The 12,399-nt window shown below is 35.8% G+C and carries 13 protein-coding genes and 2 pseudogenes; 3 read left to right on the top strand and 12 right to left on the bottom strand.

Features of this window, described 5'->3' with window-relative positions; all coding sequences use genetic code 11:
• The first annotated feature begins 48 nt into the window (after nt 1-48).
• Nucleotides 49-906, top strand: a complete 858-nt coding sequence (locus tag BLP58_RS04670; protein WP_013853712.1) for an RluA family pseudouridine synthase — start codon at nt 49-51, stop codon at nt 904-906.
• A gap of 51 nt (nt 907-957) precedes the next feature.
• Here BLP58_RS04670 and BLP58_RS04665 read toward each other — a convergent pair whose 3' ends face one another.
• The 4 genes and pseudogenes from BLP58_RS04665 to BLP58_RS04650 form a co-directional block, all read right to left on the bottom strand.
• Nucleotides 958-2,001, bottom strand: coding sequence for an FMN-dependent dehydrogenase (locus tag BLP58_RS04665; protein WP_013853711.1), 1,044 nt, complete (start codon nt 1,999-2,001; stop codon nt 958-960).
• Between the two features lie 56 nt (nt 2,002-2,057).
• A complete protein-coding gene (locus tag BLP58_RS04660; protein WP_013853710.1) occupies nt 2,058-3,146 on the bottom strand; it encodes an ATP-binding protein in 1,089 nt (362 codons plus the stop codon).
• Between the two features lie 93 nt (nt 3,147-3,239).
• The gene (locus BLP58_RS04655) at nt 3,240-4,058 is read right to left on the bottom strand and encodes a triphosphoribosyl-dephospho-CoA synthase (protein ID WP_013853709.1); all 819 of its coding nucleotides are present in this window, start codon (nt 4,056-4,058) and stop codon (nt 3,240-3,242) included.
• A gap of 121 nt (nt 4,059-4,179) precedes the next feature.
• Nucleotides 4,180-5,478 (bottom strand): annotated as a pseudogene (locus BLP58_RS04650) (extracellular solute-binding protein).
• A gap of 331 nt (nt 5,479-5,809) precedes the next feature.
• Here BLP58_RS04650 and BLP58_RS04645 point away from each other — a divergent pair.
• The gene (locus tag BLP58_RS04645; protein WP_013853708.1) at nt 5,810-6,094 is read left to right on the top strand and encodes an HU family DNA-binding protein; all 285 of its coding nucleotides are present in this window, start codon (nt 5,810-5,812) and stop codon (nt 6,092-6,094) included.
• 116 nt (nt 6,095-6,210) lie between these two features.
• Here the strand turns inward: BLP58_RS04645 and BLP58_RS04640 are convergent, their stop codons facing one another.
• From BLP58_RS04640 to BLP58_RS04610, 6 genes and pseudogenes are all read right to left on the bottom strand, one after another.
• Nucleotides 6,211-6,702 carry a hypothetical protein gene (locus BLP58_RS04640; protein WP_013853707.1) on the bottom strand — a complete coding sequence of 164 codons (492 nt, stop codon included), beginning with the start codon at nt 6,700-6,702 and terminating at the stop codon, nt 6,211-6,213.
• Nucleotides 6,695-7,513 carry a DUF3100 domain-containing protein gene (locus BLP58_RS04635; protein WP_013853706.1) on the bottom strand — a complete coding sequence of 273 codons (819 nt, stop codon included), beginning with the start codon at nt 7,511-7,513 and terminating at the stop codon, nt 6,695-6,697. The genes BLP58_RS04640 and BLP58_RS04635 overlap by 8 nt, the downstream gene beginning before the upstream one ends.
• Nucleotides 7,514-7,515: 2 nt before the next feature.
• Nucleotides 7,516-8,409: a peptidase dimerization domain-containing protein gene (locus BLP58_RS04630; protein ID WP_013853705.1), complete on the bottom strand. Its 894-nt coding sequence runs from the start codon at nt 8,407-8,409 to the stop codon at nt 7,516-7,518.
• A 419-nt stretch (nt 8,410-8,828) separates the two neighbouring features.
• A pseudogene (locus BLP58_RS04620) lies at nt 8,829-9,329 on the bottom strand (GyrI-like domain-containing protein); the annotation flags it as partial.
• A 9-nt stretch (nt 9,330-9,338) separates the two neighbouring features.
• On the bottom strand, nt 9,339-9,542 hold the full coding sequence (locus tag BLP58_RS04615) for a hypothetical protein (RefSeq protein ID WP_013853703.1): 204 nt from the start codon (nt 9,540-9,542) through the stop codon (nt 9,339-9,341).
• Nucleotides 9,543-9,682: 140 nt separating this feature from the next.
• Nucleotides 9,683-10,237, bottom strand: coding sequence for a hypothetical protein (locus tag BLP58_RS04610; protein ID WP_013853702.1), 555 nt, complete (start codon nt 10,235-10,237; stop codon nt 9,683-9,685).
• A gap of 155 nt (nt 10,238-10,392) precedes the next feature.
• On the opposite strand from BLP58_RS04610, the gene BLP58_RS04605 reads away from it, so the two are divergent.
• Nucleotides 10,393-11,043, top strand: a complete 651-nt coding sequence (locus BLP58_RS04605; RefSeq protein ID WP_013853701.1) for a Crp/Fnr family transcriptional regulator — start codon at nt 10,393-10,395, stop codon at nt 11,041-11,043.
• A gap of 144 nt (nt 11,044-11,187) precedes the next feature.
• Here the strand turns inward: BLP58_RS04605 and BLP58_RS04600 are convergent, their stop codons facing one another.
• Together BLP58_RS04600 and BLP58_RS04595 are read right to left on the bottom strand one after the other, a co-directional pair.
• Complete coding sequence (locus BLP58_RS04600; RefSeq protein ID WP_013853700.1) at nt 11,188-11,637, bottom strand: hypothetical protein; 450 nt, start codon at nt 11,635-11,637, stop codon at nt 11,188-11,190.
• Between the two features lie 49 nt (nt 11,638-11,686).
• Nucleotides 11,687-12,295 carry a hypothetical protein gene (locus tag BLP58_RS04595; protein ID WP_013853699.1) on the bottom strand — a complete coding sequence of 203 codons (609 nt, stop codon included), beginning with the start codon at nt 12,293-12,295 and terminating at the stop codon, nt 11,687-11,689.
• Nucleotides 12,296-12,399 lie beyond the last annotated feature (104 nt).

Here is a 12,399-nt window from a genome sequence, read left to right as displayed (position 1 = left end):
CATTGTAAAAACACGTGTTTAGAATTGAAAGAGACTTAGGAAAATTTTATGGTTTATCATTTTACACTTTTTTATCCTAAAAATCTTGCGGCAATGTCTGTTAACGACGTTTTACGCAAGTTGCTAATCCCTAGAAAGTGGCGCCACTATTTGCGAATTGAGCAAAATGTAAAAATAAATGGAGAATATCGCTATTTTAATGAAGAAATTTTCCCCGGTGATCAAATAGACATTGTTTTAGATCAAGTCGAATCTGCTCAACAAAAATATCCTGCCAGCGGCAAATTGCCTGATGTAATCTATGAAGATAAGAATCTATTAATTATCAACAAAAAGAAGGGGCAAAAGACGCACCCTAATTTAGACGAAACTACTACGGCCTTAAACGATTGCGCTACTTATCTAGGATATAGTCCCTACATCGTTCACCGCCTAGACATGCTTACTAGCGGCTTATTATTAATCGCTAAAAATCCAGCGGTCGTACCTATTTTAAATCGTGAATTAACAAACAAAACTTTTCACCGCGATTATTTAGCTAAGGTTGATCATGCAGATAAACTAGAGAACCAAGGCACAATTGATCAGCTAATTGGACATGATCCTGATGATCAAAGAAAAAGAATGATTACTCCTGATGGTTTACACGCCGTGACTCATTATCAAGTGTTAAAAAGAAACTATGACGGAAGTGCAATCGTACGTCTGACGCTGGAAACAGGCCGTACTCATCAGATTCGCGTGCACCTTGCATCCCTGGGTACGCCAATCATTGGCGATCCGCTATACAATCCGAATTTTGCCGGTGAAGAGCTGGCGCTAGACGCTTATGAGATCTCACTGATTAAGCCCTTTTCTTTTGAAAAATTAGATGCTAAACTGCCAGAAGAAAAAATTCAACTGTAAAAAAACAACGTAGCCTTATCCTCTAGACTACGTTGTTTTTTTCTCGACTTATTATTTTTGATAATGCAATACACTAGAATCAAATGATTTCGTATCCTTAATGCCGGTATACATCATCATCTCGGCTAACTGTTCATTCATCTTCTTCAGCTTATCTTCGGTTGCCTTAGTACCATTCTTTAACAATTCCGATAAAATTCCGCGTCCAATTAACACGGCATCGGCACCCATTGCCAAAGCCTTATAGGCATCATAGCCGCTCATTAATGAGCCATCGGCATAGATTTCCATCCCGCTACCTTGCAAAGCTTTTTTAATCTCTGGTAAGACAGATAATGGTGGAACACCAAATGGAACACGACCATGATGGTGCGAACCCACAATTGCCTTACAGTCAGCTTGCCTTGCCTTGAGCGCATCAGAAACTGACAACACGCCTTTAGCAATAAATGGCAACTTAGTACTTGCTGCATATTGTTTTAGATCTTCCATGGTTATTGGGCCTAACGGAATGCCATCAACTACATCGTACTTGCCATTCTTGCCAGCAATATGATCAATATCAATCCCCACAGCAACGGCACCAGTTTTTTCAGCGAATTGAATCTCATCTAAAATCTTATGGTGATCTGCAAATGGCTTAATGATCCGAATAGTATCGCCACCTTGTTTGATAATCTCGCCATATTCTTCATTAGTTTCCATGCCGATCCAGTTAAGCAAGCCCATATTGCGCGCGGCAACCGCTTTTTCTTGCATTGGTTTTCTACTTTGATCACTTAAGACTTTATTCAAATGCGATACTGCAGCTGGCATAAGCGGGGATGCATACTTTTTGCCTAAAATTGTCGTGCTTAAATCAGGCTCAACAGAGTCAATTACCCGCATTTCAACCAAAATATTATCCAAAAAGACCCGATTATGAACATTTGCATCGTCTGCCTTACCACTAGTGACCGGAATCATTCCTTTAGGACCAGGCCAAGGACTTGAAGTTTCTTCATTTTTATTTTCCGTTTCCATCAAAGATGAACCAGAACTGACATCAATAGTTTCAGAAGCACTAGTTAATGCATCGTTTTCTTTATTATTCATAAAAATCCTTTCTGAAATACTTTATAGTTTCTTAATCTTTTATTAAAAATTACTAATTAATAGCCTAAATAAAAAATTGAATCCACATTTTTAGTCTCATTAAGATAATTTTCAAAATATGGCAAAGTAAAAGAGACGTAACCTAATTTCGTCGGTACAATCAGATGTCTTTCTAGTGCTCGACGCCGATATTGCGCTACAAATACATTGCTTTTACCCATAATTTTTGCAACTTCATCTAATTTATGGTTTCCACAAACTGCATACAAATATTTTCTATCCATATCAGACATTTCTGCAAAAATTTTCTGATAAGCATTATTGTACAAATAATTTTTATAATCTGGTGCAATAGCGTCAACATCTACCATATTTGGTACTTGATCTTGAACATGATCAAACAACAGATAGCCTAAAAGCTGAAACGCATAAGAATAGCCCTTAGTCATCTGAGCCATTCTAGTCGCCACATTGGAATCACACTTAAATATTCTAAGATAAGTATTAAAAATATCTAATTTCTGCAACGGTTTAACTACTACCTTATCTGACCGCAGTAAAAAAGTAAGCTTATCATCATTCTGCAAGTTCAATACTAAATCTGGCAGACCTGTCATAACTAAATATACTGGATACTTCTTGCACTTCAATGAACTAAAAATCTGAACAAAGTCTCTAATCGGTTTACTATTATCAACCTCATCCAAAGTAATTAATACTCTTTTATGTTGTTTTTCAATTCCTGCCATTAATTCATTTAACGCAACATCAATATTAGATGCTTCATTGTGCTTATTAATGCTAATACCACCTAAAGGACTATCTATTGAAAAAGCAGTAATATCACGTAAAGTTTTTTGAAGCTGAGAACCTACTTGACTAGCTAATAACCGTACTAATGAATTAACTATTCCTTCTTTATTTATCAAATCAACGATATAATAACCGCTATTTTTTTCAAAATATTCCGAAACGCTCATCATCAATGAAGTTTTACCCATTCCACGAACGCCAGTGATAAAAATGGAACGTGCATAATCACTGTCAACAATCATATTAATTATTTTATGAAGTTCACTATCAGCATTATTCTTTAAGAAAATTTGTGGAACATCGCCAAAAGTTGGATTAAATGGATTCTTCATTTTTGTCTCCATTTTCTTTTAATTCTCTTTAAATTCTTTTAAATGTCTATTTTTATTTTAAATCCTTTTAAATGTAAAAGCAAAACAGACCCATTAAATAATTTCTTTCTGCAACGCCATAAAAATCGTAATAATCAACAAATCAGCACTGCCACCCAAACTATAATTTCTTTCCTTAAAGGTCTGATTCAGTTCCAACATAAATTGCTTTCCAGCTTCAGTTTGATAGCCGCCCAAGGTTAAATATTTTTTAGCTTGTTGATGCGCCCATGCAATTACTTCAATATTTCCTGCTCGTTTAATTAAATTGGAATCTTCAATTTCACTCACAATCTTCATTAAGGTATCTAATAAACGTGCATTTAAATCACCTGTCGTGTGCATTAAAAATGGTAAAGCAACATCTCGTACTAAAGGATAGCCCGCCTCAGCTTCTGCCCTCACGCCACCTTTACCATATTGCAAAAATTGCTTTTCTCCTGCTGTCTCACTTTTTTGCCCTAAATCATGCTCAACTAATCCTTGCGTCATCTTTTGAATCACAGTAAATTCATCTGCCGTATGATTTTGGCAATAAGCACTAGCACATACAAATAAGCCTAGTGAAAAAATAGCACCCTTATGCGTATTGACTTCATGAGTTGCCGTAAACATCTTTTTTTCAGCCTTAATGCCAACTTGCCGTAGCAAATTAAACATCTGCCGTAAATCTTTTCCATTAAAATTATTGCCAATATTAGCCGCTTGGACAAAATATTTTCTTAAACTCAAACTGCTATCGACAAACAAATAAACATTCATATCGGGATGAGGGCCACGATCGGCAGGATCAACTAACCCCGGCTTAGGATTAGTTACAACTTCATATAAAAGTGCCTTTTCAGCATTTTGCGCAATTTCAAATGGTGTCATATTTATCCTTTTCTAAATTTAATTATGATCTTGATTTTATTTTATCATTTATTCAATTTATCACCGTCAGTAGCACCAATAAAAAACAGCCTTGCTTTCGCAAAGCTGTTTTTACTATATTCTATTGTTTCCAAGCAGCATCAAACTTTTGCTTGCCTGCTTCGCTTTGATTATTAACATTTTGCTTCTTTTGTGCAGCAGACAGAATATTTTGCATAATGCTGTTCAATTGATTGTATGCAGCATTAGAATTCTTCTCAGCTGGAACACTGTACAAGTGCTTCATTGCTTGGCTAAGTTTAGCTGGTAACTTAATGTTCTTATTATCAACATATTGCTTAGTAGTTACTGCCTTAGTATTTACAGGGATATAGCCAGTTTTATTAGCCCACTTAAGCTGTGAGGCCTCTGAAGTCAAGAACTTCATGTACTTGAAGGCAGCTGCTCTTTGCATCGTTGAAGCTTGACTAAACATGTAGATATCTGTACCTTGTTGCATCGTGTATTTACCAGGACGAGGAGCAACATCATATTCGAACTTGCCGCCAATGCCTTGCTTAACGTAACTTTCACCAGCAGAAGTACCAATGAACATTGCGACCTTCTCATTAGCAAAAGGACCTGACAAATAATGTTCTGAGCCAGCAACTCTGAAGTAGCCCTTCTTCATTCCATCAGCGTAGTAATTGATTACCTTTTTAGAAGCAGAACCGGTAAAGTTAATTTTATCGGTAAAATTAATGCCTTCGTTCTTCATGCCTAAAGTGTAGTAGTTAGCCAAGGAATCAAAGCCGGCACCTACAACTTGGTGGTGACTCTTTTGATAAATAGTTTCAGAAACTTGCTTCAACTCAGCCATGGTTGCTGGCACCTTTTTAATGCCATATTTCTTAAACATGGTCTTGTTATAAACCAAAATGTCGATCGACTTGTTAAATGGGATCCCATATTGGGTATTCTTAATCTTGGCACCATCTAAAAGCTCAGCTCTAATGCCAGACTTCTGGGCACTGCCCCAACCTACATTCTTATTATTAATGTATGGGGTCAAGTTCACCAGCATCTTATTTTGAGTGGCGTTATACAGCCAATCTGGGTAAGCTTAGGTAATAGTAGGCAAGTTCTTGGGTGATTGCATGGTTGAAGTTAACTTGCCTTGCAAGTCAATATATGAGCCTTGGTTTTCAAGCTTAACCTTCACATTAGGATTCTTCTTCTCGAACTCATTAGTCAATTGCTTAAGCGTTGCCTCTTGCGCACCGTGCATCCCGTGCCAAAAGACAATTGACGTTTTCTTGTTAATCTTAGCGGGAATCTTTTCATCAGCATCAGAATTTCCTGTATTTTTTGAACAAGCGGCGGTACCTACTAATGCCAGACCAGCTACCGCGAATGTGATTAACTTTTTACCAATTTTCATCAAAAGACATTCCTCCAAAAACTAAATTCTAAAATTCAAAGCACTAAGAATTGTAGCACAAATAATTTTAGATACAACATCTTGTAGTTAGAGATGAATTGTGGTATTGCAGACATGACTAATTCAAAATCAAACCCCCTTAAGTCTACAGCGATTAAGATTTAGACTCTTTCCATGAAAAATTATTTCTTTGTTAAATTAGTAACTTTATACTTTTAAGTAGAGGCTTTTTCTGTTAACCTAGATACTGGTCTTTATTGATACGAGGCGAATATCGCCTTGTTTCGATGAATCAGACTCCCTATTTTTTATGAGACAAGAGGTATATTTCATGGAAACTATTTCTAAGAAACAATTAGTAGACCAAATTGCTGAAAAGACTGATGCTACTAAGAGCGACATCAACAAGGTCTTAGACGCTTACATCGAAACTGTTAAGAGCAACGTTGCTGAAGGCAACAAGGTTCAAATGGTTGGTTTCGGTGCTTTTGAACTTCGTCACCGTGCTGCTCGTAAGGGTCGCAACCCACAAACTGGCAAAGAAATTGAAATCGCTGCAACTAACGTTCCAGCATTCAAGCCAGGTAAGACTTTCAAGGCTGAAGTTAACAAGTAATTTGTTTTACTTAAAGAAGTCACGAGAATAGCTCGTGGCTTTTTTATATTAATAGAAAATTAACCTCAGTAAGTCAAAGAAAGAGGCTAGACTCCATGTAGAATCTAGTCTCTTGTTTATTTTCCACTTAAATTAAGGGCAATCTGTGATATTAGAGCATCCATGAAGTACATCCCGAAGAATACAAATAAAGCAACTATCAAAATCTTCCAAGAGATTTTACTTAAATCCTTCAATTGATAAGTGACGGAAATGCCTGCAAAAGCTAATACCGAAGTAGTCAAAGATAAAAAGTCAACGGCATTAATTACTCTAACGCAATACGAACTGATTAAACAAAAAATTAACGATACAATTGAAACCCAACCTAGAATCGGAAAACCTTGAACAATCTTCCAAGGCATTCTTTTCATTAACATGCTAATGATAATCCCCAAAAGAGAAAACAACCATAATAGACCTAATCCAATGAAAGTATCCGTTGTAATAGGCGTACTTTTCGAATTTTTCAATAACTTTATCCATTGAACAAAAAGTACTAAACTAACGCTTAATGCTAAAATTAATGCATCGCGACCCAATTTAAAAAAGTTATTCTCTCTAATCATATTCTGGATACTCCTCTTTTTTATGATCTAACAAATGCGTGATGTGAATATACATGAATTTCTGCAAGGGCACGGCCAAGAAATACATAATGTATGTGCCAATGAAGCTTGTTAACAATTGACTTGCGGCCGCAAAAGATAAAATAGTTTCACTATGGTCGGGCACAATCGCAGCCAAAGCCGTTGAAGCAGCTGTCATCATCGAGCTAGAACCAACGCCGGAACTCATCGCAACGGCCTTATAGCTAAAGCCCATTCCCAACAATAAAGGAGCTAAAATCGAAAATACAATTGAACCAAAGATAGTTCCAATCAAATAGATTACTAATACTCCTCGTCCTTCTGGTGAATCAAGGGTATATTTTTCACTAATATAAGCTAACTCTCCTTCTCTGCCTAACCCCAATGTTGAACCAATTGCTTCTTGTCTTAATCCTAAAAACAACGCTACAGGCAAGCCGAAGAGAATTGTCCCTAAATTACCCAGTTCGTGCACTAAAAATACCCAGCCTACTGAGAGGATTTCATTAATCTTAGGAGCTACTTTAGCACCATAGCGAGCCATTAGTGGCAACATAATTAAAATCATATATTTGCCTGCGAATTTAACTCGCTTGTCATTATATAAGCGTTTAATGGGATGCCAAGGAATTAAATAAATTAAAATAGCGAAAATTACGGCAAACACCAATGGCAAAATTGAAACTTCTATTTTACCTAATGAAAAAATTTGCATCCCAATCATTTCAGCTATTAGATCAATCAACAGAACCAGCAAAATTAATGGCCCATAGTTTTTAATGTACTTCATTATTATTTCTCCATCCCCTCTAGAGCTTGCAAATACTCTTCTTTACTATGTCGATAAGACTTTACCTTTTCTAAATTATGCGAAATATTTAGTACACTATTAAACACAAACTCTGGGAAAATTTTTAGTACAAATTCAGGATTAATTAGTTTAAAGTCCGAACCATGAATAGTTCCTTTCCAGCCGCCATAACCGATTTGAATAGTGGGTATCAGAAAGCCTACGTCACCAATATCACCAGCTGCCATCGTATAGCCACGATCATCAATTAGGTCTGGTATTCTATCATCCGCTTCAAACGTCTTTTTAACCAACGCATTCATATCACGATTTGAATGTAGCGGTAAATAGCCTACTTGCGTATTAATCTCAACTTGCCCGCCTAATGCTAGAGCACATCCTTTAGCCGCATTATCAAAATGCTGCATAATTGTTTGAGCATAATTCACATTAAAGAATCTTAGATCAGAACCCATTTTGACATGATCAGGGATTACGTTAATTGATTCAGTATTTTCACCAATCATTACAGGATTAAAGCGAATTCGATTAGGATCTTTAAGCTGCTGACGCTGCATAGCAAGTGCTGTTGTAAACAATGTGGCAATACTTTGAGCATTAACTCCAGCTTCTGGCGCAAAGGCCGCATGACTTGCCTTCCCATAAAAATCAAAATACTTAAAATTAAAGCCTGCTAAATCACAATTAAGTTCTATAGTACGATTTTTAAATTGTTCTCCAATAGCGTGTACTGAAACGCAATAATCTATATCATCAAAAACTCCCTGTTTAATAGCTTCTTGTTTGCCACCATAATAAGTTAGCTTCCCCTCATCTTTTTGTTTCTGCCGCCAGTCCAGATCTACAAATTCTTCAGAAGGTGAGGGTCGAATCAAATATACTTACCACACTTACGAGGACCACAACAAGGCTAAGCAATTGCAGGACGGGCTAGAAAAAATTATAATTAATGGCAAAGGTATTCCCAATGGAGAAAGTGCCGATGAATTGGGGTTAGTTGACCTAATCAACAACCGGCCTGTCCACTTGAACAAAATTTTTGACGAAATTCAAACACGGATCAAGGACATGAACGAAGATCCAGAATGGAGGGACAAAATGATCGACTACGAAACTAGAATGCTGGAAAAAGAACAAGAAGCCGAAGAAAAAGGTATGCAGAAAGGTATACAAAAAGGCTTTACAAATGCTACTATCTCTGACATTAAAAAACTGATTACTGCATTAAGAGACTTTGGCGGTAGCAATGAACAAATTTTAAACAGACTAAAACAGGATTATGGTGATCAATTCTCAATTCGTGCATCTTCTCAATCGTTGCTGGTTCATCATCGTAGCTACCAACGTGCATAATTTGGACGCATTTTCCTTCAGCCAGCGTCATTAATTTAACTGAACTAAAATCTAAATTCTTCTTAGCCGTAGCTTTCTTTTTTGCCCAATCAAAAACATCATCAGTCACAAACTCCGGCATTCGAATACATGAAATGAAGTTAAACTTCTCCTTATGATTATAATCCACGCCATCAATACCGTCTTGCCACCAAAAGCCCTCTAATGGCGGAACAACGAAATCAAAATAATCTTTGATTTTATGTGTACCTTTTTTGCTCATTTTAATCGTATAAGCTAAGCTATAAAGCAACTGAAGGTCATATTGATATTCACCGTCTGCACTATTAGGGTTGTCTTTGCCCTGAACAGCTAGAAATTTCATCGAGGGAACATCAACTAATTCAGGCTTCTTACTCGGACGATAAAATTACTTTTCTTCTTTTTTAAAATCGTAAGCCATACTTTGCCTCTATAACTGATGAAACTTAACTGTCTTATTCTTGAGTGAAATTTTCTTCACTTCAAACCCGTAATCAAGCAATTCTTTTTTATAACGCAAAAATGAATGATCGATTGGCAATCCTGCTGCTTTCTCGATCTCATCAAAAGAAAGTTCAAAGTCACCATTTTTGTTATCCTTGATATATTGCCACAGCTGATGGTATTTACTCATATCTATATCTCTTCTTTCTTAACTGCTCATTTTATTAATATTATCTTTTATTCTACACTTCCCTGATAGCTCACTCAATTGAGTGCAAAAAAATACCGTCCATCAGCATTAGCTACTCACGAACAGTATTTACTTAACTATTAGGCTTTTTCAATTTTACCAGCAGCAATTGGCAAAGTTGTATGAGCATCATAACTCATTACGCAGCCACCAACAGTGTCAGGCAATTCAAGATCTTTTGGTACACCGTGGACATAAACTACACGTTTATCTAATTGAAGATCTTCAGTGCCAAAAGCGTCCTTGAACTTAGCTTGCAATTTTTCTAACGGAATATCAACCTCATATTCGTAATGACCGTTTTCATCAGCTACTGGATAGCCATCGTGAGGGATATTCATGTCTTGCGGCGCATCATCTAATGGCACCATGGTTGTACCCGATACTTCTTCAGTTTCTGGTAAATCAATGAAGCCATCATGATTTTTATCCTGAGCCATAGTTGGAACATGAGCTTCCTTACCATCAGGAAAGCCGTGGAAGTGTTCCCAGTGTTCAATATTCTTAGGAGTATCGAGCATTTCTACTTTGACATGAAGCTTGTCGCCATCTTCAGTAAATTCAGCGGTGCCGTGAGCCTTGCAACCAATCTTTTCAGCATTCAATGGTGTAATATGAGCAATATATTTTTTCATCTTGATAAATCCTTTCTAAACTCTGATGTTTTCAAATTCATCATACAATCTTTGAGTAATAATTTGTTGTCTCAATACTTATCGTAATTAATTATAATAAGAAGCTATTATGATAAAATTGATTTAAATCAAGAATTTTAGAAAAGATGATTCTCATGACAAAACATTCACCAATTGCTTGTTTAAGTAATGCAGCCCTTTTTACTGATTTACCAATTGAATTAAAAGAAAAACTAGTAACCGTCTCCGAACACCAGCAAAGTCTTCCTAAAGGAAGTCTCATTAGGCAACCTGACGATGGTAAAGATGGCATGATTGTCATCGATCAGGGAAAGGCCAAAGTCTACAACCTATCAAAAGATGGTAAAGAAGTTGTGCTAGGTATACTCCAAAAAGGTGACATTGAGGAACAACAACATTTATTCAAACAAGGCGAAAGTGAAAACTTCGTTGAAGCTGTGGAGGACACCTGGGTTTGTTCAATTAATCGTGCTGATTTTCAAAAACTTTTGCAAAAAACACCGGATTTATCATTGAAGCTTTTAAATAATTTCGGTGAAAAATTAGTGGCAATTGAACACAATTCGGTGCTTAGAAATACTTTAGATGCCAAAGAACGGATATTGGCTTACCTAAATGACTTGACCAATGAACAAGGTAAAAATGAAGTGAAATTAGAACTGAAGAAAAAGGACTTAGCCAGCTATTTGGGAATTACGCCGGAGACATTCAGCCGTAAGTTAAAAGAACTAGAAAAAGATGGCAAAATTGAAGTTCATGGTCGCTGGATTAATGTGAAAAGATAAATTATGCAAAAAATAAAGCCCAGCAAATGCTGAGCTTTTATTTTATTGACTAACATTTATGATTTCTTTTCCATCCAAATCGCACAACTTTTTTAGATTATTTGATTTTGGATTGAATTCATAAAGAGTACCTGCATCTAAAATTTACTGATTAATCTGAACATAAGCATAATAATGTTTATGCACCCTAAACAAAGTCAACTTATAAATATCAGAGTGAACGTTTTGAACAATACTATTTATCATTTTCCAATAATTAGCATCATTAACTCTACGCTGTTCTTGATTATACAATGGTATCTTTTTTAATAATTTTAAATGAGTTTGATTTTTCTTAGTATATGTACCAAATATATTAGGATCAACTTTTATTTTTTCTGCGATACTAAAATCATGTGAGTCATGGATTTCTCTAATTTTTCTATTTGAAAGCACATCATAATTGGAAATCTTTTTAGATTTAGAATTAATATTTACAATTTGAATTCGAGCAACAATACTGTTGTGCCAACAATTCTTGGTAAAAAGTATTCCAGCTATTAAGACAAGTATTGCAAATGTACTAATTAAGATAGTTATTCGTTTTTTATGCATAATTAAATTTTACAAAAATAAGGCCCAGTAAACGCTGAGCTTATTTATTTTATTGCAAACCAAAAATTAATAGATTAGTTCCACCCACGTTCATTGAGCCATCTTTCTTTAATTGTTTCAAAGAACGTAAAACAAACTTTCTTTGATTACCATGTAACTTTTTTGCAGCTTTCATAGCAGCATTGAAGTCACGTTTGTTGTTTGCTTTCTTAAGACTAGTATTCAATCTATTAGCAATTCTCATAAGTGGCTTTTTCACATTCTTCATTGCTTTGCTATTTAAGTAATAGTATTGCAAACCAGATTGAGTGGTCCAACTAGAATATTTCTTATCCTTGGAAGCAACCAAATATACTGGTGCACCAGCACCACGTCCCTTAACATTAAGGACTTTTTCTATTCTAAACTTAACTTTTTGAATCTTTATAGGACTAATAGTTTTTGCTTTCTTTGAAGGCGTGATATTTTTAACTAATTTTTTGTAGTTGGACTTACCAACATAAATCTTTGACGCATCTTTATCATTAAGAATGCGCATGATATAGCCTTCCTTGGTAAAGCTAGCCTTGTTTTTGACGGCTGCAACAGGAGCAGAACTAGTAGATGCGGCATTTACTAACTTAGGTGTAGCTGAAAGCATGGTCACAGTTCCAGCCAATAAAAATGCCACCAGTAAACAGTTTCTGTAACTTCATTCTAAATACATCCCTCTTATACTTACAAAATTTCATACCCATAAGTTACTAACTACCCTTTAGTAGC

Source organism: Lactobacillus kefiranofaciens (genome assembly GCF_900103655.1).
Lineage (GTDB): Bacteria > Bacillota > Bacilli > Lactobacillales > Lactobacillaceae > Lactobacillus > Lactobacillus kefiranofaciens.
Note: the sequence above shows the minus strand (reverse complement) of the source record. Positions and strands in the feature narration are given on the sequence as shown.